This window comes from Marinobacter sp. tcs-11, assembly GCF_002049515.1.
GTDB classification, from domain to species: Bacteria; Pseudomonadota; Gammaproteobacteria; order Pseudomonadales; family Oleiphilaceae; genus Marinobacter; species Marinobacter nauticus.
On record NZ_LLYU01000001.1, the window covers coordinates 492,779 to 516,677 of the forward strand.

Consider the following 23,899-nt stretch of genomic DNA (forward strand, 5'->3'; position numbering starts at 1 on the left):
GGGTGGCGAAGCTCAGCCTTTGGACGGCCGTTCCACCACTTTGCGCTTGCCTTTGGCGCTTTTGGCGAGGGATTTCAATCCGTCGGCATCAAAGGCATCCACCCGGATGACGTCGTACAGTGCCGTCAGGGCTTCTTCCAGTTTCGGGCACTCATCCGCTTTGACAATGCCCTGGGCACAGGCCCAGTCCACCAGTTCCTTGCGCTGGTGGCCCATCAGCAGGGCAATGCCATCCACTTCGTCTTCGTCCCGGCTGCGGATCGCTTCGTGAAGTTTGTGGCGGGATTCCTCGGTTTCGTTCGCCAGTCGGTAAGCATTGAGTACGCGTCCAAGCGGATCGTTCGGATCGGCGTTTATGAAGGTTCCCCGGCTGATGCGCTGGCGCACAGGCGTGTCTTTCACGATGGTGGCCGCCACTTTGGCACCGAGCTTGTCATCCGGGCCGTTCAGGCCGGTGGCGCCGAGCGGGAACACCAGCAAACGCAGCGGCCAGCGCAGGGCGGGGACCGGGAAGTTTATGATGGCTTCACGCATGGAGTCCTGCAGGTCGTGCAGACAGGTTTGCAGGCACCATTCCACCAGATCCCGTTGGTCGTCCGGGTAGCCTTCCTCATGCCATTGCTTGATCACGGCGGTGGCGTAGTAAAGCTGTACCAGGCAGTCGGCCATGCGGCCAGACAGCCGCTGGCGGGCTTTCAGGCCGCCGCCGACGGTGAGCAGGGTCACGTCGGTCATCAGGGCAAAGGCGGCCGAGAAACGGCCCAGCTGGCGGTAGTATTTCTGGATGTCACCCTGGCGGGGTGCGCTTTCCAGCCAGCCTTTACTCAGGCCCAGAACGAAGGCACGCAGGGCATTTCGGGTAGTGTGGGCCAGGTGGCGGTAGAAGATGCCGTCGAACTTCTTCGCCGCTTTGTCTTCGTCGTCCATGCCCGCCGCTTCGATTTCCTCAACAATAAAGGGGTGGCAGCGGATGGCGCCCTGGCCGAAGACCATCAGGCTGCGGGTCAGGATGTTGGCGCCTTCCACGGTAATGCCGATAGGCACGGCCTGGTAGGCCCGTGCCAGGAAGTTGCGGGGGCCGGTGATCACGCCCCGGCCGGCGACCACGTCCATAGCGTGGTTGATCACTTCCCGCATCAGGTCTGTGTTGCGGTATTTCAGCACCGCTGAAGGTACCGACGGGCGAACGCCCCGGTCCAGCATACCGGCGGTCAGCAGGCGGGCTGCGTCCATCATGTAGGTGTAGCCGGCAATGGGTTCCAGGGCTTCCTGTACGCCTTCAAACTGGCTGATGGAGCGGCCGAACTGCTCCCGGGTGTAGGCGTAGGAACCGGTCGCCAGGCTGGCCAGTTTGCCGGCGCCGGTGCCCAGAGCGGGCAGGGAGATGGAGCGGCCGATGGACAGGCATTCCAGCAACATTTTCCAGCCCTTGCCGAGCATGTCCTGGCCGCCAATTACCTGTTCCATGGGGATGAAAACTTCGGTGCCCCAGGTGGGGCCGTTCATGAAGACCGTGTTCATGGGCAGGTGGCGGGCACCGGCATTCACGCCGTCGGTATCCCGCGGCACCATCACACAGGTGACACCGATCTCGTCCTGCTCACCAAGCAGGTGCTCGGGGTCGTAAACCTTGATGGCGAGGCCGATCAGTGTAGCGACCGGCGCCAGGGTGATGTAGCGCTTGTTCCAGGTCACTTTCAGGCCCAGCACTTCCTTGCCGTTCCATTCGCCCTTGCAGACGATGCCTTTGTCCGGAATCGCGCCAGCATCGGAGCCGGCGACCGGAGAGGTCAGGGCAAAGCAGGGGATTTCTTCACCCCCGGCCAGGCGAGGCAGGTAGTGCTGTTTCTGCTTGTCGGTACCATAGTGCATCAGTAGCTCGCCGGGACCGAGGGAGTTGGGCACCATCACGGTCACCGCTGCAGACACGCTGCGGGTGGAGATCTTCATGACGATTTCGGAATGGGCGGTGTTGGAAAAACCCAGGCCGCCGTCTTCTTTGGGAATCACCAGTCCAAAGAAGCCCTTGCTGCGAATGAACTTCCACACTTTGTCCGGCAGATCGTAGTGTTCGTGGGTGATCTGCCAGTCGTCCAGCATCTTGCACAGTTCTTCCACCGGGCCATCAAGAAACGCCTGTTCTTCACTGGTCAGATGAGCGGGCGCGGCATCCAGCAGCTTGTTCCACTCAGGTTGGCCGGAAAACAGTTCGCCGTCCCAGTCAACGGAGCCGGAGTTGAGGGCTTCCTGTTCGGTGGGAGACAGTTTTGGTAAGCGACTGCGAACCCAGCCCAGCAGTGGCCGGCTGAGTTTATCCAGGCGCAGGTCGCCAGGGAGGGTTACGAGCAGTGCCAAAGCCAGCAGGATGCCGCCGATCAGAAAACTCAGAATGTGCCAGTCGTCCTGAGCGACACCAATCAGGGTAGCGACGGACATGATGAGGGCGGCAGTTTTGCCACCGATACTGAAGTAAATCAGTACCAGGGCACTGATAACGAGGAGCAGAACGCTCATGGGCAGACCTCCATATCATGAATGAAATCAGACAGATTTGATTCTTACCATCGGTCAAAGTTCAGTCAGTTGCAAGCGGTTAGCGAGGTAAAAGCCCGTGGGAGAATCGAATTCTTGATTTACAGATTCTTTACGGAGCCCCAGCGGTTCAGGCTCAAAGGCTGAGCCCGGTTACCAGCAGCGCCAGTGTGGACAGCAGTACCGCCACGTTGGCGCCCAGCACGTGGTTGAGCTGGTCTGGCATCGCCAGTACCCGAGGCAGTCGAAGACTGATCCAGATTGCTGCCGGTAGCGGTGCCAGGGCGATAAGGCTGGTCATTGCCAGATAGCCACTGACCACACCGGCAACGATGACACCATAGCTGGCAAGCAACAGGCCAGCCACCAGATGGGCGGCTTTTTCGGGGCCCAGAGTAATCACCAGATGGCGCCGGCCAATCGCTCGATCGGCCTCGGCATCCGGTATCTGGTTGATCAGCAACAGCTCACTGACCATCAAGAGCGCCACCAGAGACACCAGCAGGGCGGTGGTATCGATGCTTGCCCCAAGCGCGATAACGGTGCCCAGCACCATGATGGGACCAAACCCCATGCCCGGTGCCAGCAGGCACAGCAGTGGGGAGCGGGTAATCCAGCGGGTATAGGTGAGCACCAGCACCACACCGGCCGCTCCGAGCACCAGCAGAGGCAGACCCCGCAGCCAGAGAAAATACAGACCGATGGTCACCACCACCGCGAGTGTGCCCAGACCTGCCCAGAGCACGCGCCGGGCTGCAGACGGCACCTCGGGCAGGGCGCCGCTGCCACCGGAGAACGGGGTGCGCTCGGTGATCATGTCGAGGCCGGAGCGAAAATCGTCGTATTCGTTCAGCAGATTCACCGCCGCATGGGCAAGTACGGCGCCAAGGAAAACCAGAAAGGTGTGTAAAAGTTCGGGCGCCTGGCCCTGTTGCCAGGCGACGGCCAGGCCCAGGCCGGCACACAATGGGGCGAGCAGTAAAAAGTTCGGGCGGGACGCGCGGACCACCGCAAGGGTTTCTGACATTGATCAACTCTCCGGATTGCGGAGAAGCTTACACGTAGCCCGCCGCAAATACCAAGCCCAGCACAATGGGCATCACCACCAGACTGCCCAGGTTGCTCAGCAGCACCAGGGAGGCCACAGCGTGGGGTTCCTGCTGATACTGTTCGGCCACCATGTAATTCAGTACGGCCGGTGGCAGGGCGGCAAAGACCCAAAGGCTGGCGACCTGCAGCCCCGGCAGATCCAGCAGTGCAATCATTGGCCAGGCCAGAATGAGTCCGGAGAGCGGGCAGGCGATGGCGCCGATCAGCCCCAGTTTCCAGTCACTGAAATCGACATCCAGCATGCGGACGCCCAGGGCAAACAGCATCAGTGGAATGCACACGCCGCCAAGCATGTTCAGGGTTTCCAGCAGCCAACCCGGCAGCGGGATACCACTGAGATTCACCGCCAGGCCGGCGATGCTGGCGAATACGATGGGCAACCGTAGCCGGCGGATAATGGAGGTGTGGGGGTCCAGCATGTACAGGCCTACCGAGAAGTGCAGCAGCATTTCCACGATGAACAGCACAATGGCCGCAGGCAGCGCCGCATCCCCGAATGCCAGCACCAGAATCGGAATCCCCATGTTGCCGGAGTTGTTGAACATCATCGGTGGCAGGAAGGTTTTCAGGTTCAGCTTCAGCAGCCTGGCCACCGGATACAGAATCACACCGGACCCCAGAACCACCACCGTGGCGGCCAGCGCCAGCCAACCGTATTCCTGCAAGGGCGCCTGCTGGTCTGCCAGTACCGCAAACACCAGCATGGGCACGAACAGTTCCATGTTGAGCACATTCAGGCCCTGAATATCCGGTGTCCGGTAACGCCCGTACAAGGCGCCGCAGCCGGCAATCAGGAATACCGGCAGCATGGTGGAAAGAATCTGGCCAATCATGGAAGGGCTCCGATTATTGTTTTTGGTCAACGCAGGTGACTAATCCGTTAGGTTCGCAAGCATCGGGTGGATTGGGCAAGCGAAATTCATGGCTCTTCGACCAAAGCCGGAGCCAAAGCGTCGGTTGCGACGGCGGCACCGGGCCACCACAATAGCGTTTTCACGGAGACAGCAAGCGGAGCCCCCATGAATGGCAGCGTTTTCGATCAGCCCATCGCCAGAGAGCACACCTGTTCGGTAAAGTTTGATGCCCGCAAGGCGGTATTCGGCCGTGACGATGTGATACCGGCGTGGGTCGCCGATATGGACTTCCCGGCCCCGGAAGCGGTCACCCGTGCGCTGACCGAGCGGGCGCAGCATCCGGTATATGGCTATACCCTGTTCCCGGACAGCCTTTATGAGGCCATGATCCAGTGGTTTGAAAGCCGTCATGGCTGGGGCATCCAGCGAGACTGGATTGTCATGGCACCCGGGGTGGTGCCGTCCCTCAACGCGGCCTGCCTGGCCTTTGCCCAACCCGGAGAGGGCGTGATTATACAGCCGCCGGTGTACCCGCCGTTTTTCAGCTCGGTCAGGGATACCGGCCGGACCGTGATTGAAAATCCGTTGATGGCAGACGAAACCGGTGACTACCGCATGGATCTGGAGCATTTGGAGCAATGCGCCGCCCGGCCGGAGGCCAAGGTATTGCTGCTGTGTTCGCCCCATAATCCGGTCGGACGGGTCTGGCGCGAGGCGGAACTGGTTCAGGTGCTGGACATCGCGCGCCGTCATGGCCTGGTGGTGCTGTCGGACGAGATTCACTGCGATCTTACCTATCCAGACAAGCCTGCTCATCGGGTGTTGGCGACCCTGGCCGAAGGGGATGATGCGCTGATAACGGCGGTTGCGCCGAGCAAGACCTTCAATATGCCGGGGCTGGGCCTGTCGGCCCTGGTGATTCCGGATCCGGAGCACCGCAAGGCCATGAAAACGGTGTTCGAACGGCTGCACCTGCCGCAGTGTAACCCGTTCAGCATCGCCGGGTTCGAGGCAGGCTATCGCCATGGTGGTCCCTGGCGGGATGATCTGATGGCCTATCTGAAGGGCAATCGCGATTTCGTGGTGCAGGAGGTTGACCGCCGACTCACGGGCATCCGAACCGCGGCGCCGGAAGGCACCTACCTGATCTGGCTCGATTGCCGGGGCCTGCAGCTGGACGACACCGCCCTGAAACGCTTCTTCGTGCAACGGGCGGGGGTTGGCCTCAATCCGGGGCTAAGTTTCGGCAGCCAGGGCAGCGGTTTCATGCGGCTGAACATCGGCTGCCCGAGAGCGGTACTGGCGCAGATTCTCGACCGTATTGAGGCGGCCCTTCAGGGCAGCTGATTTTCCAGGGAGCAGTGATCTTCAACCAGCTGCCAGTGCGGCGGCGTATTCATCCCGGGCATATCGCCGCTGGTCGGGCGGATCGCCTTCCAGATCTTGCCGCCATGGCTGGCTTCGCTGCCCACGGTGTAGCTCTCCGAGAACAGCCACTGGTCGGGCTGCTCGCACAGTTCGTTGTCACTGGACGATTCCGAGGCTGGTGAATCCGGGCTTCCGGTGACCGTGCCTGTCTGCGCAGTTCGCCCGGTTTCTACATCGGACTTGTCGATCGGGGCCGGGGGCGCTGCCTCGCCGGAGCATTCGGGTGCAGAATCGAGCTGTTTCCAGTCGAAGGTAATACCCGGCTCCAGGCCCTGGTGTAGCTCCCGGGACTGGTACCACTCGCCGTCATGGTGCACTACCGCTCCGGCCGGGTAGTAGCGGGATGGCGCCCATTTGGACTCATCCGGGTCGCAGGGGGCTGCCGCGACGTTCAGGGAAAGAGCGGCCAGCATCAGGGTAATGATGGCCGGCCAGGAATATGCAGAGGCGGTTTGCCTAGTCATTCAGCTCTCCTTTATCCAGTGCAGTGACAGGCGGGCGGGACAGACGCCGGCCGGTTCGGGTCGCCAGTATCAGGCCTCCGAGTATCAGCAGTCCACCCGCCAGATGAAACAGGCTGAGGCTTTCCCCGAGGAAAACCACCGCAAGCACAGAGGCATAAACCGGCGTAAGGTACATGAAAATGGCAGCCCGGGCAGGGCCAATACTGTGTACGCCATGATTCCAGAAGGCGTAGGCGAGAATGCCCGGAAAAATCGCAAAATAGATCAGAGGAAGGGCGGTACTTTGTGACAGGGCAAAGCCGCCGCTGAAAAACAGAAAGTCCAGCAGGTAAACCGGCGCGAGAATCAGGGTGCCCAGCAGGATCTGCGTGGTGAGGAAGGTCAGTGCCGGCAGTGGCACCGCCTGCCGGCGCAACAGCACCGAGAACAGGCCCCAGCTGAACACCGCAGCCACCATCACCAGGTCGCCGGGCTGGGCCTGCAGGCCGGTCAGCACGGACACATCGCCGCGGGCAATCACGCACAGAATGCCGGCCAGGGCCATGGCAATGCCCAGTATCTGAATCGGGCGCGTCCGGTCACCCAATAACAACCAGGCCAGCAGTGCGACAAAAATCGGGATAGTGGCGTTGATCAGCGCGATGTTGGTGGCTGTCGTGGTCATGGCCGCGACATAGAGGAGGGAATTGAAGGCGGCAACGCTGAAGGTGGCCAGTGCAATCATGGACCCGAGGCGCTGACGAATGACCTGCCGGTGGCGCCAGATACCGGGTAAGCCGAACGGCAGGATAATGGCCAGGGCCAGTACCCAGCGCCAGAACGACATGGACAATGGAGGAATGTGCTCGACTGTGCCCCGGGCCACCACGGCGTTGCCGGCCCAGAACAACGGTGTCAGCACCAGACCGACATAGGCCAGGGTTTGCCCGGAGTTTTGCGTTGTGGCGTTCAGGTCAGACACCCCGTCTCCTGCTGGTTCCGTACCCATAGAAAACGCCTAGCATACTACTCTCCGGGTACTTGTGCCTCCGTACCTATGTGGTAAGCGGCAAACCCTGCCATCACCACCTGATCCACCGCCATGCCGATGACCCGGCCGTCCGAGGAGGCGCGAATCGGATGCTGTTCGTTGGTGATTGGATCGGCGACATAACCCAGTACCTCGCCCTCGGATACCGTCGCTCCCAGCTTGATTTCGCTGAACAGGATGCCGCCATGCTGGGCCCGGATCCAGGTAGAGTCGTAATACACCGGCTCCGGATCGCCCCAGACAAACATGCGGGAAATCATGCCGTGCTTTTCCATCAGACTATTGAGGCTGTTTACCCCTGCTTCGATCTGGTGTTCCTGGATGCGCAGGGATTCCCCGGCCTCCAGTGTCACGGTTCGGATTCCTGCTTCGGTAGCCGCGGTACGCAACATGCCGGGTGAACCGGAACTGTGAACCACGGCCATCCGGTCAAAGCCCCGGGTGAATTCGGCGACATCCGGATTGTTCATGTCGGCCCGGAGTTGCGGCAGGTTGGTGCGCTTGAGTGACCCGGTGTGAATATCCACCAGCATGTCGCAGTGCCGGATAACGTTGTTAAACAGGGAATGGGCAACGCGGTCTGCCAGTGTGCCGTCCGGGGTGCCGGGGAAATGCCGGTTCAGGTCGCGACGATCCGGCAGATAGCGGCTGCCCTGCTGAAAGCCGGTGAGGTTCACGATGGGCACGCCGATAACCCGGCCACTGAGTTTTTCCGGGTTCAGGTCGTACATGCTGCGACGGACAATCTCGATGCCGTTGAGCTCGTCACCATGAACCGCGCCGGTCAGGCACAGGGTCGGGCCCTGGTTAACGCCATTGACCACCAGTACCGGGGTAATCTGGGACAACCCGGCAATCTGAATGCCTGGTGACCAGGCCAGTCGTGTCGCAGTACCGGGTAGAATTTCCTTGCCCAGCAGTGTGAAACTCTCTGCGGGCACGGGTGCTGCGGGCTCCGGTTCCTTCTCGGCAACATCGTCCGGGGACACCGGGGTGTTGCTCCCGGCCGCGTCGGCTGTGCCGGATTGTGTTTCGGCCTGAGGTTCCGGCTGCGCGGCAGAATCCCCGGAATCGCTTGCCTCGGGCTCCGGCTCCGGCAGCGGGGCCACTTCTTTCAGGTCGATATTGGGTGCAATTTCACGGGGCTTGTTGGCTGCCTCCGGTGCCTCCACCGGGGGGGCCTGCGGGCTGCTCTGTTCGCTGGTTGTCTCAGCTTGGGCGCGTGCCTGCGCAGAGCCCCGGCGGGGTTCCGAGTGCTCAACATCCTCAACGTTTTCATCTTCCGCCAGATCGGCCACCAACAGGGCGGTGGCGTCTGCCTTGGAACTGACTGCCTCGGCCAGCACGGCGGGCGTCGCCAAAACCAGGAGTGATGATGTGAGTGCGCTAGTGATGGAATATCTGAGCCTTGCTCTCAGCATAAGTCCTCAATTACCTGACGATGTGGCCCCAAGGATAGGGATGAGCCTCAATCATGAATACGGCTGTGACAGAGGTTTAATGCCACTTTCATGAAACCGGGCCGAATTTACCCGGTTCAATATGGTGAAATGTCATACCACTGCTATCTTGCAGTGATATGACTGTTTTACGCCCGTCAAGGAGAGAACTGAATGGATCTTTTGCGAATTCTGGTAGCAATTCTGTTACCGCCGTTAGGCGTCTTTTTACAGGTTGGTATCGGCAAGCATTTCTGGATCAACATCCTGCTGACCATCCTGGGTTACATTCCGGGCATCGTGCACGCGGTATGGGTGATCGCCAAGAAGTAGGCTCAGTCTGGCGCGACCACGTGCCAGAGCCCGTCGTCGGCGAACGCCCTGTGTTCGGCTTCCAGCTTCAGCAGGTGCGCGAGCGCTGAGCGGGCGGCCAGGCCGTGAATGGCGGCCGGGACATCGTCATAGGCCCTGGCGGTCAGGTCTTTCAGACTGACCGGTGCCAGCGCCTCCAGAGCCCGCCACACTTTGTGTTCCCGGGACAGCCGGTGGGTGATCAGGTAATCCATCACCGCCGCAGGCTGGCCCATCAGAAAACCATGGGCCGGTGCAATGAAGCGCACAGGCTCGGCCAGTAGATCGTACATGGAATCAATGTAGGCCTTCATATCGCCGTCCGGCGGGTTAATCACCACCGTTGATCCCTGCATGATGTGATCCCCGGAAAACAGTAATTCCTGATCCAGCAACAGATAACACAGGTGGTTCGACGCATGGCCCGGGGTATGCAAAACCTTCAGGACGCCCGCTTCGGTCACAATCAGGTCTTCATGCCCGGGTTGATCATCCGGTGTGAAGCCTTGATCCTGCCCCGCGCCCTCAGGCGCTGGCCAGCCAAATACCCGGCAACCGGTGCGGGCCTTGAGTTGGACCACGGCCGGGGAGTGGTCCATGTGGGTGTGGGTAACCACCACCTGATCCACCACACCACCGGTAAGCTCCAGAATCCGCTCGATATGCGCCTCGCTCGCCGGGCCCGGATCCAGCACCGTAAAGCGCTGATGGCCGAGAATATAGGTGTTGGTGCCCGGGCCGGTCATCATCCCGGGGTTCGGCGCGGTCAGCCGTACCACCCCGGCGGCAACCTCCACCGGCTCCCCGGGAACAATCTCCGCACGGGTTGATCCTTCACCTTCCGGATCCAGCTTGACTGCCTCGTCATAGGCTGGAGCGTTGGGTTCCAGCATCACCGGTTTGCCCTTGCGCACCGCCGGCCAGGGCTGATCCGGAAACGCCTCCGGGGGATTGGCGTGGGCATAACGCATCAGCTCGCCGGTCGTGCCGAACTCACTCAGTACCCGCAAGGTCCGGATCGTCGGTAACCCCAGCAACCGGGCACCGGCCCGATGTTCCTCAAGCGCCTGAGCCGGCGCAATCCAGACGTGATCAATGGTTTCCGTACCATCATGGCTCGCCACCTGGCCCTCCGGCGCCACGGCCACAAAAAACCGGGTATCAAACCGGCGCGGCGGCCCCGGTGGCGTCACCCAGTGGCTCAGATACGCCAACCGGTCCAGCGGCACCGTCAAACCATGCTTCGCGCACAACTGCGCCAGCGAAATCTCCTCCTGAAACAACGCCATTCGCTCACTGTGAACCCCGTGATCGGCGCCAATCAACTGACCGGACGCATCCTGAGCCAGCAGAATCCCCGCCTCTTCAAAACACTCCCGAACCGCCGCCAGCATGTAATCCGCCCCGCCTTCATCCAGACTCATGGTCTGACTGATGTCGGCATCCTCCACACCCACCACATGAGCCCGCCCCTCAGGCTCCTGCGCATTCACCGCACCCCCCGGGAACACGTAATAACCCGGCAGAAACACCGCATCCCAGGTGCGTTGCAGAAGCAGGACTTCAATACCGTTATCGGTATCACGGGTCAGAACCAGGGTGGCGGCGGGGCGGATGTTCATAAGGCTCTCTGTCTTTTTGCTGTTTTTATGGTGCGCGTTCAAGGCCAGGATGAGGGCGTAGGGATAAGCTTTCCAAAACCTTGCGGAGCCATGGATGGCGGAGCAGAGCGTACAGGGATGTATACACAGCGTGTTTTGGAAAGCTTATCTCTACGGCCGACCGAACCAGCATTCGCGGCGCTACGACGTTTACAGCAAGATACCCGAACAACCCACAGGATGAGAAGCGACAAAGGTCGGAGTATGATGCACCCCCATCACTCAATCGCACCAAGCGCACCCCAGGGGACCCCAAAGTGGCCAGAATCAAACTCGACTTTCCCGACACCGCCTTCACCTTCGAAACCCGCCTGCCGGTCCGCATTACCGACATCAACGGCGCCAACCACCTGGGCAACGACGCGCTGATCTCCATGCTGTCTGAAGCGCGCGCCCAGTTCCTGGTGGAGCACGGCATTGAAGAGGCGGGCCACGATGGTGTGGGCATCATCGTCACGGATCTCGCGACCATGTATCAGGGTGAGTCCTTCTACCCGGACCTGCTGCGCTTTGAAGTGGGGCTGATGGATTTCAACAAATACGGCGGTGATTTCGTGTTCCGGGTCACCAAGGCCGACAGCGGGCAACCAGTGGCGCTGGCCAAGTACGGTTTCGTGTTCTTTAACTACCAGAGCCGGGAAGTAACCCCCATGCCCGAGAGCTTCCGCGCCCGGTTTGCCTGAGTATTACCCCTGCTGGCGCAACCGGCTCATACCCTGGCGATACAGGCTATAGGCCATGGTGCCGGCCAGCAGGTTGCCCACCAGAGCGCCGGACATCAGCCCGGTCAGCCCGGCCAGTTGCCCGCCAATCCAGAGCAGGGGCAGATAGCAGGCGAATAACCGCAGAGTGGAAATCAGCAGTGCGCGCATGGGCATGCCCAGTGCGTTGTTCACTGACACCATCAGAATACACACGCCAAGCCCGCTGTAGCTCAGTGGCACTCGCAGCAGATAGCTCACCAGAATGTCCTGCACTCCGGCATCGCGGCTGAACAGGCCAGAGACGAAGCCGGAGGCGGCCAGCCAGATCAGCCCGATGGCCAGCTGCCAGATCACGATAAAGCGCACCGCAATGCGAACCAGCTTGCGGATCTTCTCGACTTCTCCTGCCCCCAGCATGCGGCCGATCATTGGCGGCATGGACATGGTCAGGGCCAGCACTACCACAATGGAAAAGAACTCCAGACGAGTGCCCAGCCCCCAGGCGGCCACCGCAGCAGAGCCGAACCCTGCCACCAGTGCCGTGGCCAGCATGGCTGAGATAGGTGGCATCAGCTGGCTGACCATGGCCGGCGCCATGATGCCGCCAAGCTGGCGTACAGCCTGAGCCAGTTGCAGTTGGAGCAGGTCGAATCTTAGCCACTGGCGTTTGAGCAGGGTCGGGTAGACGATCAGCGCGCCAATGCCGAAGGCGGTGATGGTGGCCCAGGCGGCGCCGGGCAGACCCCAGCCGAACACGAAGATGTACAGCGGGTCCAGGGCGATGTTGAGCAGGCTGGTGATGATCATCATGTAGCCCGGCAGGCGGGTGTCGCCATTGGCGCGGCACACAGCGTAGCTGAAGTAGACCATGGCGCCGGTCCAGGCGGAGAGTAGCCAGGGTGCCCAGTATTCCCTGATGACTGGCCGCAGGGCCTGTTCGGCGCCGAGCAGGTCCAGGATCAGGTTTTGCAGGAGCCAGACCGACAGGCATAGAAGGAAAGCCAGGCCGGCCCCAATGGCGACCACCAGGCCGCCCAGGCGTTGGGCGCGCATGTCGTCGCCCTGGCCCAGTGTGCGGGAGATGATGGCGGTGGTGGCGATGCCCAGCCCTACGTACATGCCGCTGACCAGTTGTTGCATGGGCACGGTAAAGCCCAGCGCTGCCAGCGGGTCGCGGCCGAGTTGGCCGACGAAGGCGCTGTCGGTGAGCTGGAAGGTCATCAGCGAGAGCACGCCGAAGAGCATGGGCCAGGTCATGTGGTAGAGCTGGCGGCCCAGGGAGGCGTTTTGCAGGTGGTTTTGCACGTTAGCTTGAGGGCCTTGGTATTGAGTGTGGCGGGGATTCTAGCATTGGTGGAAGCACTCGGGGGCGGAAGGCTTTCCAAAAAGCGCTCAAGCCATCCATGGGCGCTTGTGTTCCGCCCCTCAGCGCTAATCGCTCCTGCGTCGCGCAGAGGGTCCAGGGCAGGCCATCCCTGGCCGGCCCGTGAAGAGCTTTTCGCTCTTCACCCATGGCTCCACAAATTTTTGGAAAGCCTTCCGCCCCCGACCGCCCCAACGTTCTGGAATACTCCGGAACGTATCAGGGCACTCTACTGATGAGGCGTCAGTAGCTGGTTCGGTTCAGAGCACACTCAAAGCCGCATCGTAATCCGGCTCGTTCTTGATCTCGTTGACCAGTTCGCTGTGGATTACCTTGTTGTTCTCGTCCAGTACCACCACCGCGCGGGCGCAGAGGCCGGCGAGGGGGCCGTTCTGGATGGCCACGCCGTAGTCCTGCTGGAAGCTGTAGTTGCGGAAAGTGGACAGGGTTTCCACGTTTTTCAGGCCTTCGGCGCCACAGAAACGGGAAGCGGCGAAGGGCAGGTCGGCGGAGATAACGAGTACTACGGTGTTGTCGAGGTTGCCGGCTTTTTCGTTGAACTTGCGCGTGCTGGCGGCGCATACACCGGTGTCGATGCTGGGGATGATGTTGAGGATTTTGCGTTTGCCGGCCCAGTTGTCGAGTTTGACTTCTTCCAGTCCGCTGCTGGTCAGAGTGAAGGGCGGTACGTTGTCGCCCGGCTGGGGGAATTTTCCGCTCAGTTCAATGGGGTTGCCGTCGAGGGTGACGTTGCTCATATGCTGCTCCTGAGTTTGTTGAGAGTTCCTTGGCTTTATGTTCTGCAACTTACTCTGTGTAGCTTACTTTGGATGACTTTTCATCCCCGACTTTAGCTAGATCATGCTCGTGCGAGCCTTTCAGGCGCTGGCTTTTCCGGTTTCGAAGGCTTTCGCCGGGTAGCGCTGTACCAGCAGCAGGTAGCCGATCATGGCCAGTCCGGCGCAGGTGGCGATGACGGTGGCCATCACCAGAGGGGTGCCATTGTGCAGGGCTCCGACGATGGCGCCGGCGATGGCGGCGGCGCTCATCTGGATAAATCCAAAAAGCGCGGAGGCGGAGCCAGCCATGGTGGGGAAGTTGGCCAGGGCGCCGGCCATGCACTGGGGCAGTACCAGGCCGGTACCGGCCATGAAGATGGCCTGGGGAATCATCACCGCCCACGGGCTGTAAACCTGTTGGTAGGCCAGGAGCGCCATGATGGCGCCGCCGGCCAGGGCGGTGACCAGGCCGTAGAACAGGATCTGATCCGGGCCCAGGTAACGCGCCAGTCGGATGGAGCCCAGATTACCAGCGATGTAGCCCACCACGATGGCGGCGAAGTAGAAGCCGAAGTGCTCCGGCTGAACCCCCAGTACGTCAATCAGCACGAAGGACGCGCCGGACAGGAAGGCAAACAGCCCGCCGTAGATGGCAGCGTTGGTCAGGGTGTAGCCAATGAAGCTGGCGTCGGTGCTGATGCGCCGGTAGTTGGCGAACAGGTGGCACAGGCGCAGGGGCTGGCGATACTCCGGTTTCAGGGGCTCAGGGATGCCAAAGGCGGTGACCGCGGCCATGACCAGGGCGTAGCCGCCCATGGCGATGAAGATCCAGTGCCAGCTGAGACCACTAACCATCAGGCCGCCCAGGGTAGGGGCCACCGCCGGTGCCAGGGCCATGATGCTGGCCAGCAGGGCGAGGATTTTGGCGGCTTCCCGAGGGGTATAGATGTCGCGGATGATGGCGCGACCCAGCACAGGGCCAGCGGAGCCGCCCAGGGCTTGCAGGAACCGGAACAGCTGCAGGGTTTCGATGTTGTTGGCCAGGGCGCAGCCGATGCTCGCAACAGTAAAGAGCAGGAAGCCACCGATCATGATGGGTTTGCGGCCGAAGCGGTCGGCCAGCGGCCCGCAGATGAGTTGTGCTATGGCGAAGCCGGCCAGGTAGACGCTCAGAGTCAGCTGGACCTGATCGGTGCCGGCATCGAAGTCGGCGCCGATCTGGGGCAATGCTGGCAGGTACATGTCCACGGCCAGTGGCCCGAGGGCGACGGCGGCGGCCAGCAGTATGGTTGTCCAGATGCTTGTGAGTGCTAACACTATTTGTCCTGACTTTAGAGTTGCGCTAGGTCGACGATTGACGTGAAGTCTAGGGTTTATGGTGCGTTTGGATAACGGCTTGTAGCCTCATGCAATACATGAACAAAACTGATTGATTAATCGTTCAGCCCGTTCATGGTCGCTGCAACCGAATTCACCTGGTTGCGTACCCAGCGGTGGGCCGGGTCATTCTGGTGCCTTCGGTGCCATAGCATCAGCAGGGTAAAGGGCTTGTAGTCGAAGGGAAGTGGAACCCAGGCGAAGTCCCGCATGAGTTGTGCGCTCATGCGTTCCGGGGCGGTGGCCAGCATGTCGGTGCCGCGGAGGAATTCGGGCAGGCCGGAGAAGTTGGAGACGGTGACCACGTTGCGGCGGTCCAGGCCCTTGGCGTGCAGGGTGTTTTCAAAGCCGGGTCGTTCGCCGGTGGCGAACATCAGGGCGATGTGATCGGCTTTCAGGTATTCGGCCAGATCTGTCGGCGCGTTGCGTTGGTTTGGGTCATAGAACACTACCATGCGGTCCGCCATCAGGCCCCGTTGCATGATGTCCGTGGTTTCCGGTGCGTGCGGGCTGATGATCAGGTCGCAGGCTTCTTTGCGCAGCATGTCGGCGTTGGGGATGCCGGAGGGAATCACCTGTAGCCGGATGCCCGGGGCCTGCTGCCGCAGGATTCGGAGCAGCCCGGGCAGAAGCAGATCCCGCTGGTAATCGTTGGCGGCAATGGTGAAGGTGAATTCCGCCGACGCCGGTTCGAAGGGCGGCCCGGAGGGCAGGGTGCGCAGATCATCCAGCAGTTGGCGGATGTGGGGGCCGGTGCGCAGGGCGTAGTCGGTGGGTACAATGCCGCGCCCTGATTTCACAAACAGGGGGTCGCCGAAGGCCTGTCTCAGGCGCTCGAGGGTGTGGCTCACGGCCGATTGGGTAACGCCCAGGCGAACCGCCGCCCGGGACACGCTGCCCTCATCCAGAACCGCCACAAACGTTGCCAGGGATCGCAGATCCAGGCTCAACATATCAACAGGTTTCATGGGTGGCAGTTTAAAGCAGGGAAGACGGAAAGTCAGCGGTGGAAAGCGCTCCCTGCCACCTGCCGCTTGTGAAAGTAGTATCAGTCAGACCTTGCAGCCAACCAGTCGGCCAGCTCAAGCCAGGACGCCCGGGGCGCTTTGCTTCCGGCCAGTATCCCCATGTGCCCGCCGGGGGCCACCCGGAAGGTCTTATCCGTGGAGCTGACGTGGTCCATCACTCGCTTGGCGGCACCGGGTGTAGCCAGGGTGTCCTCCTGGCCGGCGATGGCCAGTAAGTTGGCGTTTACGTTCTCCAGTCGAGCGAAGTCGTCGCCAATCTGGATCTGGCCTTTGGCCAACTGGTTATCAATCCAGACCCGGACCACGGTGTCCTGGATGACGCCGCCGGGGTAGGCTACCATCCGGTCCAGAAAGGCCGAGGTGGTGGCATGGTTGGTGACGAATTCGCGGTCGCCCAGGCGCACGATCAACTCCCAGTAACCCATCACACTGCCAACCGGGTTGGTCAACTTGAAGCCGATGGTGTTGGCCCAGCCCGGGGTGTGGAACCAGTGCGGTTTCATGTCGTGGAGCCGGAAGCCGGTGCGCTTGCGAACCAGTTCGGCGACATCGGCAATTCGTTGATACATCCAGCCAATCAGGCCGGAAGCATGGCTGTCGATGGGCAGGCCCAGGACGATGGCGTTGCGGATGTGCTGGTCCTTGCTGAGGGCAGAGTAGAACAGCGTGAACATGCCGCCCATGCTCCAGCCATGCAGTGACAGTTCCTGTTCCCCGCTGTGTTCCCGGACCCGATTCAGATACTCCGGCAGGAATTCGGCAACATAGGTATGCATGTTGTAGTGAGTATGTTCCCGGCCCGGCATACCCCAGTCGATCAGATAGACCTCAAATCCTCTGGCTCGAAGGAAACGCACCAGACTTCGCTGGGGAAACAGATCATAGATCAGCATATTCACGGCCAGAGGAGGAATGATGACGATCGGCGTGCGGTGGGTCTTGCGTTCTACCGGGATCACCATGCCATCCAGTTCGATGAAATCCTCCTCCAGAGGCGGATAGTATCGCAGGCTCACCAGCCCATTGCTGTGCAGGGTTTCGAACGGGGTCTGGCCTGCCTGTACCAGGCTGGCCGCCCGGAAAATCCGGTCGAAGGCATTGCCAGCGTAGAGTGCGCTCTGGCGGGCGAGGCCGGAGGAGGTCTTGATAGCGGATTTCAGGGGGTTGCGCATAGGGTGTCCGGTGTAGCTGCGGTGCGTGTGGAGTCAGATAATAGAGTGGATTCATTCCCCCAGCCATGGCAAGACTGTCACATCCGGTCGGCGTTTTGGTCACTTCGGGCCACTGCCCAAGCGGCTGCCAGGTTGCTATGATTGCGGGCTTCGGAAACAACAACCACAACAGGATGCCCATGCTCAGTTTCCTGCCTGCCCCCGTTATTGGCGTGCTTAATTCCCTGCTACTAGGCCTGAACACCGTGTTCTGGTGCCTGCTGCTCTATATCCCCGCGGTGTTCAAGCTGGTGATTCCGCACAAGGGTTTCCGGGTGTTGTGCACCCGCGTGATCATCTGGATTTCGGAGTCGTGGGTGGCCTGCAATACAGGCTGGATGAAGCTCACCCACAATACCCGCTGGCACGTGGAAGGCGCCGACAAGCTCAAGCGCGAGAGCTGGTATCTGGTGCTCAGCAATCATCAGAGCTGGGTGGATATCCTCGCCATGCAGCGGGTGTTCAATCGCCAGGCGCCGTTTCTGAAGTTCTTCCTGAAACAGCAGCTGATCTGGGTGCCGGTGATCGGCCTGGCCTGGTGGGGGCTGGATTTCCCGTTTATGAAACGCTACACCCGGGAATACCTGATCAAGCACCCGGAAAAACGGGGCGATGATCTGAAGGCGACCCGCAAGGCTTGTGAGAAATTCCGCTACACGCCGGTGAGCGTGATGAACTTTGTGGAAGGCACCCGTTTTACCCCGGCCAAGCACGACCGGCAGAAGTCACCGTACCAGCATTTGCTGGTGCCCAAGGCCGGTGGAGTGGCCTTTGTGCTGGATGCCATGGGTGATTCCATTGATACCCTGGTAGATGTCACGATTGCCTATCCCGATGGCGCTCCAACGTTCTGGGACTTCATTTGTGGGCGGGTGCCGGAGATCCGGATGACCATTGATACCCAGGCCATTCCGGAACACCTCAAGGGCAGGGATTACTCTGAGGACGCCGAGCACCGCCGCAACGTCAAGGACTGGTTGGGCGATCTGTGGCGTGCCAAAGACGAGCGGCTGGGGCGAATGCTGGCCCGGCAGGACCAGAACCCTAGCTGATGCCGTCCCGGGTCAGTCGTCGTCTTCGACCTGATCCGGGTGTTCCTTCTTGAACCTTTCCCACTCTTCCCAGTCATGGGGAGTGCCGGCATGGGGGCGTTTCAAATGCCTGGCATGCTCCATGGCATTGTGGCGCAGGCTGTGGTCGGGCTCTTCTTCTTCCTTGTCGAAGCCGTACTTTCGCAGAAATTCCTGAGGACTGATGGGCATAACACACCTCCTGAAAACAGAAGACCTCTGAACAGATACGGTGTGTCTGCCCGGCTGGTTTTCAACCCTTGTCGTCGGTTCCGGGATTAATGTCCTCGGCCTCGAGCAGTTTGAAGTTGATCTGCCGACGCTCTTCGTCCACACCGGAAAAACTCACGGTTACCCGCTGGTCCAGCTGGAAGATCCGGCCGTTCTTGTTGTGAACCAGGCGCAGCGTAACCGGATCAAAGCTGAACTTGCCCTCCAGATCCTTGCAACTGACAAAGCCTTCCAGGCCGTTGCAATCCAGGCGGACGAAAAACCCCGACGGCATGGTGCGGGTAATGGTGCCTTCCATCGGATCTGCCGGCAGGCCTTTGGCGTAATCGCTCTTGAGCCAGGCCTCCAGGGTGTTGGCAGCCATGCGGGCGCGGAACTGGGTGGTTTGAAGACTCTCCAGCTGCTGCGGGTTCAGGGCCTTGATGGGTTGATCCCAGAGTGCGGCCTTGATCAGACGGTGCACGTAGAAGTCCGAGAACTTGCGCAGCGGTGAAGTAAAGGTGGTGTAGGCCGCCAGTCCCATACCCTGATGCGGAGCAGGCTCGAAGCCCAGTTCGGCCCGGGCCAGTTGGCGCGAGAGAATGGACTTGACCGGCACATCGGCCTGCAGGCCATCGGTGTGTTTCATCAACGCCTTGAAGCCTTCGGCACTGGTGGCATCCAGTTCGGCCAGATGTGGGGCGTAACCTTCCAGCAGTTTACGGATATTGTCGGCGCGGTCGTCCCGCAGCCCCGGATGCTGGATGAACAGGCCTTGCCCCTGCTTTTGCAGGAAATCGGCCGCACAACGATTGGCCGCAACCATGCATTCTTCCACCAGCCGGTGGGCTTCGTTCTGCACTGCCGGTTCAATCACCCGGATCCGCTTGTTTTCGTCCAGACGCAACCGGAATTCGGGGCGATCATTGCTCAGTAACGCGTGCTCCGAGCGCCATTTGCGCAGGGCAGTGGCGGCCTGATGCAGCTGGTCCAGGCTGTTGGCGACGGCTTCGGGCAAGGCCTTGATGTCATCGTCTTCCCGACCTTCAATCAGGTGTGACACCAGCTCATAGCTCAGCTTGCCCTGGGAGCGGATGACGGCCTGGCGAAAACTGTAGTCGCCCAGGCTGCCATCGTTGTTCACCTGCAGGTCGCACACCAGGGCCAACCGGGGTACCTCTGGCATCAGCGAGCACAGGCGGGTGCTGATGGCGTCCGGTAACATCGGCAGTGGCTCACCCGGGAAATAGATGGCGGTGGCGCGGTTAAAGGCTTCTTCTTCGGCCGGGCTGCCCGGCTCGATCATCGCGGTCGGGTCGGCGATGGCGATGGACAGGGTCCAGCCAGTGGCATTCGGGGTTGCCATCAGGGCATCGTCCATATCCTGGGTGCCCGGACTGTCGATGGTCACGTAGGGCTGTTCGGTGCGGTCTTCCCGGCCCTCGCGGTGTGAGGTAACGGATTCCTCAGTAAGGGCGTCGGCCTGCTTCTGCACTTCTTCCGGCCAGGCATCGGCCAAATCAAAGTTGGCCAGGGTGAAGGCCCGTTCGATGCCCGGTTCACCGGCCTTGCCGATAACCCGCAGTACCTTGGCCTGGCCCTTGCCGTCCTTGAACGGGTGGCGATGAATCTGGCAGTAGATGAAGTCGTCCGGCTGGGCGTTCATACGTTCTTTCGGCGGAATGAAAATCCAGCGGTTGATGCCCGGCGTTTCCGGCGCAACAAAGTGGCCCTTGCCCTTGATCAGGTAACGGCCCACGAAGGTGGTCAGGTGCGATTCCAGCAGCTCGTCCACCATGCCCTGGGTTTTGCCCTTTTCCACTTCCTGTTCGGTAACGTTTACCCGGTCGCCGGGCAGCACCTTCTGCATTTCCTCGGGCGGCAGGAACACGTCCCGTCCTTCATCCAGGGCCACAAAGCCGAAGCGCCCGTTGGTGGGCTTGACGGTACCCGGGAAGACCACCTTGTTCTGCTTGATATCGGTTTTCAGCTGGCGCAACTGATTGAGAGCGTCGGCATTGAGCATGGAGAAATAACCTGGCTAAAAATGTGTGATGCAGCGGAGTATAACGGTTCTGCCAGAGGGAGTCAGATCTGGCAGAACCGGCCAGGAAAAATAGTCCGCGGGGCGGGCGTCAGTTGTGCTCGTTAAAGATCCGGGTCTGGCCCTGATCGTTAAACAGAATCACCTTGTAGTGATCCTTGCGGTCGCCCATTTCCATGCCCGGAGAGCCCGCCGGCATACCGGGTACGCTCAGGCCGGTGGCCTTGGGAGCTTCTGCCAGCAGGCGCTTGATGTCGTCCGCCGGAACATGGCCTTCAATCACGTAGCCATCTACAAAGGCGGTGTGGCAACTGCCCAGGCCCGGAATCAGACCGGCTTCGGCCTTGATCTTGCCCATGTCGTCGCTGTTGGTGGCGGTGACATCGAAGCCGTTCTCTTCCAGGTGGTCAATCCAGTCGCCGCAGCAGCCACAGGTGGGTGATTTGTATACATGGATGCTCTGGGCGGCACCGCCAGCCAGGGCGGTTGTGGAAAAACCCATTGCAGCAATCAGGCCAAGGGCCAGGGTGTGTTTTCTCATGGTGATTACCTCAGTGATGTTGATCGGAGTTGTCCGAGTTAGAGCCGGAGAGCCAGAACCACCAGACAATGGCAGCCATCAGGGCGAGACCACCGGCATTGACCAGAAATGTTGTCATCAGTTCCGCTCCTCTGCTGATACCTGGGGTTGGCTGGTCTTGAACAGCCGCAGCCGGTTGGCGTTGGAAACCACCGTCACTGAAGACAGCGACATGGCGGCGCCGGCCAGGATCGGACTCATCAGGATGCCCCACACAGGGTAGAGCAGGCCGGCGGCCACCGGAATACCCAAGGAGTTATAGATAAAGGCCCCGAACAGGTTCTGGTGAATGTTCTTCACCGTTGCCCGGGAGATCTCGATGGCGTCCGGCACCCCGTGCAGGGAACCGCGCATCAGGGTGATGGACGCACTTTCAATGGCCACGTCGGTGCCGGTTCCGATGGCAAAGCCCACGTCCGCAGCTGCCAGCGCCGGGGCATCGTTGATGCCATCCCCCACCATGGCCACCGTGTAGCCTTTACCCCGCATTTCGCTGACCACTTCGGCTTTGTCCTCCGGCAACACCTCGGCCCGGTAGTCATCGATGCCGGCCTTGGCCGCAATGGCCTTGGCGGTGGCATCGACATCGCCGGTGACCATCATCACCTTGATGCCAGCGTCGTGAAGGCGCCGGATGGCAGCCTCGGAATCCGGTTTAATGGCATCGGCCACGCCGATGACACCCAATACTTGCTGGCCCACCGCCAGGAACAGCGGCGTGCCGGCTTCCTGGGTAATGGTTTTGGCTGCATCATCCAGAGCCTCGACAGACAGCCCTTTGGCTTCCAGCCAGCGCCGATTGCCCAGGCGTACCGGTTCGCTATCAAGCTTGCCTTGCACACCTTTGCCATTGAGCGCTTCAAAGCCGGAGACCGGTTCTGGCTCAATATCGTTCTCGCGGGCCCGGTCCAGAATGGCTTCTGCCAGCGGATGCTCGGAATGCTGCTCCAGCCCGGCGGCTAATGCCAGCAGGCGCGTCTCATCGCCGTTTGTCGCGTGCACCCGGGTTACCGCCGGATGGCCCTCGGTAATAGTGCCGGTTTTATCCAGAATCACCAGATCGATTTTTCCGGCAGTCTGCAAGGCATCGCCCTGGCGAATCAGCGCACCGTACTCTGCTGCCTTGCCGACACCCACCATCACCGACATGGGCGTGGCCAGCCCCAACGCGCAGGGGCAGGCAATGATCAGTACCGTGGTGGCGGCCACCATCATGTGCACCACCGCCGGCTCCGGCCCGACGTTGTACCACACCAGCGCCGACACCACGGCAATCAGCATCACCGTGGGCACGAACACCGAAGAGATCTTGTCTGCGAGCCGGCCAATGGCGGGTTTCGAGCCCTGGGCCTTTTTCACCAGCTTGATGATCTGGGCCAGCGCGGTCTCGCTGCCCACCCGGGTAGCTTCATAAATAATCGAGCCGTGGGTGTTCAGAGTACCGGCCGAGACCTCATCGCCTTCGCCCTTGCCCACCGGCATGGGCTCACCGGTCAGCATGCTTTCATCGATGCGGGTGGTGCCTTCGGCAATCACCCCGTCCACCGGCAGCTTCTCGCCCGGGCGCACCCGGATGCGGTCGCCTTTCTGAACTTCTTCAACGGGAATATCCTGCTCCTGGCCGTCGCGGATCACCCGGGCCGTTTTCGCCCGTAAATCCAGCAGCCGGCGCACCGCTTCCGAGGTCTTGCCCTTGGCCCGCAACTCCAGGGCCTGGCCCAGATTGATCAGGCCAATGATCATCGCCGAGGCCTCGAAATACACATGGCGCGCCATCTCTGGCAGCGCCTCCGGCGCACTGGCCACCACGATCGAATATAGCCAGGCGGTGCCGGTACCCAGAGCAATCAGCGTGTCCATATTGGCGTTATGATGTTTGAACGCCTTCCAGGCACCGGTGTAGAAATGCCCGCCGGTGGCAATCATCACCCCCAGAGTGAGAATGCCCAGATTGATCCAGGTAAGCTGATTGGCCTCGGTCACCATCATCGACCCGAAGCCCATGCCCCAGATCATCAACCCAAGGCCCAGCCCCAGACTGATGGCCATCTTCACCAGCAGCACCTTGTACTGCTTCTTGTCCTCTTCCTGCTTGCGGTCGTCCGCGGCATCCGCGTCTTCAATCACCCGGGCACCATACCCCGCACTCTCCACCGCCTGCACCAGCGCCTGCGGATCGGCATCCCCGCTGGCGGTCGCGGTGCTGTCCGCCAGATTCATATGGGCGTGCGTGACACCGGCGACCGACATCAACGCCTTCTCAATGGTATTCACACAGGATGCACAGGTGGCCCCGCTGACCGCCAGCGCGATCTGCCCGTCGCCGGCATCCGATGGCTCGACGTCGGTCGAGGCGGCCGGTGTATCTGAGTCCGGCGCCTTATCAGCGGCCGACTTGCCATTTTTGGATGCGCAGCAACTGCCGATGGGTTCGTTATGAACCAACGGCTCCGCCGGGTAGCCAGCCTCCGTTACTATCCGTGCCGCCTCGGCGCTATCCACATTCTCAGGCAGGGCCACGGTCTGGTCTTCGAGATTCACCTCCACCCGCTCGGTGCTCCCGGTCAGCGGTTCCAGAGCATGACGAATCTTCTTCGCACAACCCTGACAAGAGGCGCCGGAAATACTCAGCGCTGTTTTCAGAACCGATGCTTCACTCATTAC

Annotated in this window: 20 protein-coding genes; 4 read left to right on the top strand and 16 right to left on the bottom strand. The window is 60.9% G+C overall.

Annotation, left to right across the window (positions count from 1 at the left end):
- Positions 1–12: 12 nt before the first annotated feature.
- The 3 genes from ARC85_RS02200 to ARC85_RS02210 all read right to left on the bottom strand — a co-directional run bounded on the left by ARC85_RS02200 (position 13) and on the right by ARC85_RS02210 (position 4,475).
- The gene (locus ARC85_RS02200; protein ID WP_286714222.1) at positions 13–2,514 is read right to left on the bottom strand and encodes an acyl-CoA dehydrogenase; all 2,502 of its coding nucleotides are present in this window, start codon (positions 2,512–2,514) and stop codon (positions 13–15) included.
- Positions 2,515–2,668: 154 nt separating this feature from the next.
- The gene (locus tag ARC85_RS02205; RefSeq protein ID WP_023008721.1) at positions 2,669–3,559 is read right to left on the bottom strand and encodes a prenyltransferase; all 891 of its coding nucleotides are present in this window, start codon (positions 3,557–3,559) and stop codon (positions 2,669–2,671) included.
- Positions 3,560–3,587: 28 nt separating this feature from the next.
- A complete protein-coding gene (locus ARC85_RS02210; protein ID WP_011787210.1) occupies positions 3,588–4,475 on the bottom strand; it encodes an AEC family transporter in 888 nt (295 codons plus the stop codon).
- Between the two features lie 186 nt (positions 4,476–4,661).
- Here ARC85_RS02210 and ARC85_RS02215 point away from each other — a divergent pair, with 186 nt between their 5' ends.
- Positions 4,662–5,843, top strand: a complete 1,182-nt coding sequence (locus ARC85_RS02215; RefSeq protein ID WP_286714223.1) for a MalY/PatB family protein — start codon at positions 4,662–4,664, stop codon at positions 5,841–5,843.
- On the opposite strand, the gene ARC85_RS02220 is transcribed toward ARC85_RS02215, so the two are convergent.
- Genes ARC85_RS02220 through ARC85_RS02230 form a run of 3 tightly spaced genes read right to left on the bottom strand, consistent with a single transcriptional unit; the run spans position 5,831 to position 8,839 of the window.
- Positions 5,831–6,388 (bottom strand): carbohydrate-binding protein, encoded by a 558-nt coding sequence (locus ARC85_RS02220; RefSeq protein ID WP_286714224.1) that lies wholly within the window; start codon positions 6,386–6,388, stop codon positions 5,831–5,833. The genes ARC85_RS02215 and ARC85_RS02220 overlap by 13 nt on opposite strands.
- Positions 6,381–7,376, bottom strand: a complete 996-nt coding sequence (locus tag ARC85_RS02225; RefSeq protein ID WP_222179702.1) for a DMT family transporter — start codon at positions 7,374–7,376, stop codon at positions 6,381–6,383. The genes ARC85_RS02220 and ARC85_RS02225 overlap by 8 nt, the downstream gene beginning before the upstream one ends.
- 17 nt (positions 7,377–7,393) lie before the next feature.
- Positions 7,394–8,839 carry a succinylglutamate desuccinylase/aspartoacylase domain-containing protein gene (locus tag ARC85_RS02230; protein ID WP_286714226.1) on the bottom strand — a complete coding sequence of 482 codons (1,446 nt, stop codon included), beginning with the start codon at positions 8,837–8,839 and terminating at the stop codon, positions 7,394–7,396.
- Between the two features lie 192 nt (positions 8,840–9,031).
- Here ARC85_RS02230 and ARC85_RS02235 point away from each other — a divergent pair, with 192 nt between their 5' ends.
- A complete protein-coding gene (locus tag ARC85_RS02235) occupies positions 9,032–9,190 on the top strand; it encodes a YqaE/Pmp3 family membrane protein (RefSeq protein WP_014423048.1) in 159 nt (52 codons plus the stop codon).
- Between the two features lie 2 nt (positions 9,191–9,192).
- On the opposite strand, the gene ARC85_RS02240 is transcribed toward ARC85_RS02235, so the two are convergent.
- Positions 9,193–10,830, bottom strand: coding sequence for an MBL fold metallo-hydrolase (locus tag ARC85_RS02240; protein WP_286714227.1), 1,638 nt, complete (start codon positions 10,828–10,830; stop codon positions 9,193–9,195).
- A 296-nt stretch (positions 10,831–11,126) separates the two neighbouring features.
- Between ARC85_RS02240 and ARC85_RS02245 the strand changes: the two genes are divergently transcribed.
- Complete coding sequence (locus tag ARC85_RS02245) at positions 11,127–11,552, top strand: thioesterase family protein (RefSeq protein ID WP_014423046.1); 426 nt, start codon at positions 11,127–11,129, stop codon at positions 11,550–11,552.
- Between the two features lie 3 nt (positions 11,553–11,555).
- Here the strand turns inward: ARC85_RS02245 and ARC85_RS02250 are convergent, their stop codons facing one another.
- The 5 genes from ARC85_RS02250 to ARC85_RS02270 form a co-directional block, all read right to left on the bottom strand.
- Entirely contained in the window at positions 11,556–12,878 is a 1,323-nt protein-coding gene (locus ARC85_RS02250; RefSeq protein WP_022991351.1) for an MATE family efflux transporter, read from the bottom strand.
- Positions 12,879–13,196: 318 nt separating this feature from the next.
- The gene (tpx, locus tag ARC85_RS02255; RefSeq protein ID WP_206854516.1) at positions 13,197–13,694 is read right to left on the bottom strand and encodes a thiol peroxidase; all 498 of its coding nucleotides are present in this window, start codon (positions 13,692–13,694) and stop codon (positions 13,197–13,199) included.
- Positions 13,695–13,814: 120 nt separating this feature from the next.
- Complete coding sequence (locus ARC85_RS02260; RefSeq protein ID WP_153739634.1) at positions 13,815–15,032, bottom strand: Bcr/CflA family multidrug efflux MFS transporter; 1,218 nt, start codon at positions 15,030–15,032, stop codon at positions 13,815–13,817.
- 116 nt (positions 15,033–15,148) lie between these two features.
- The gene (locus ARC85_RS02265) at positions 15,149–16,060 is read right to left on the bottom strand and encodes a LysR family transcriptional regulator (protein ID WP_031210070.1); all 912 of its coding nucleotides are present in this window, start codon (positions 16,058–16,060) and stop codon (positions 15,149–15,151) included.
- A gap of 80 nt (positions 16,061–16,140) precedes the next feature.
- Complete coding sequence (locus ARC85_RS02270) at positions 16,141–17,292, bottom strand: alpha/beta fold hydrolase (RefSeq protein ID WP_011787198.1); 1,152 nt, start codon at positions 17,290–17,292, stop codon at positions 16,141–16,143.
- A 179-nt stretch (positions 17,293–17,471) separates the two neighbouring features.
- On the opposite strand from ARC85_RS02270, the gene yihG reads away from it, so the two are divergent.
- Positions 17,472–18,383, top strand: coding sequence for a 1-acylglycerol-3-phosphate O-acyltransferase, YihG family (yihG, locus tag ARC85_RS02275; protein ID WP_036148786.1), 912 nt, complete (start codon positions 17,472–17,474; stop codon positions 18,381–18,383).
- A gap of 12 nt (positions 18,384–18,395) precedes the next feature.
- Here yihG and ARC85_RS02280 read toward each other — a convergent pair whose 3' ends face one another.
- The 4 genes from ARC85_RS02280 to ARC85_RS02295 all read right to left on the bottom strand — a co-directional run bounded on the left by ARC85_RS02280 (position 18,396) and on the right by ARC85_RS02295 (position 23,896).
- Positions 18,396–18,593 carry a hypothetical protein gene (locus ARC85_RS02280; protein WP_011787196.1) on the bottom strand — a complete coding sequence of 66 codons (198 nt, stop codon included), beginning with the start codon at positions 18,591–18,593 and terminating at the stop codon, positions 18,396–18,398.
- A 61-nt stretch (positions 18,594–18,654) separates the two neighbouring features.
- Entirely contained in the window at positions 18,655–20,637 is a 1,983-nt protein-coding gene (locus tag ARC85_RS02285) for a ribonuclease R family protein (protein ID WP_278351445.1), read from the bottom strand.
- Between the two features lie 109 nt (positions 20,638–20,746).
- Positions 20,747–21,196: a DUF411 domain-containing protein gene (locus ARC85_RS02290; protein ID WP_286714228.1), complete on the bottom strand. Its 450-nt coding sequence runs from the start codon at positions 21,194–21,196 to the stop codon at positions 20,747–20,749.
- A 117-nt stretch (positions 21,197–21,313) separates the two neighbouring features.
- Positions 21,314–23,896, bottom strand: a complete 2,583-nt coding sequence (locus ARC85_RS02295) for a heavy metal translocating P-type ATPase (RefSeq protein WP_286714229.1) — start codon at positions 23,894–23,896, stop codon at positions 21,314–21,316.
- Positions 23,897–23,899: the final 3 nt, after the last annotated feature.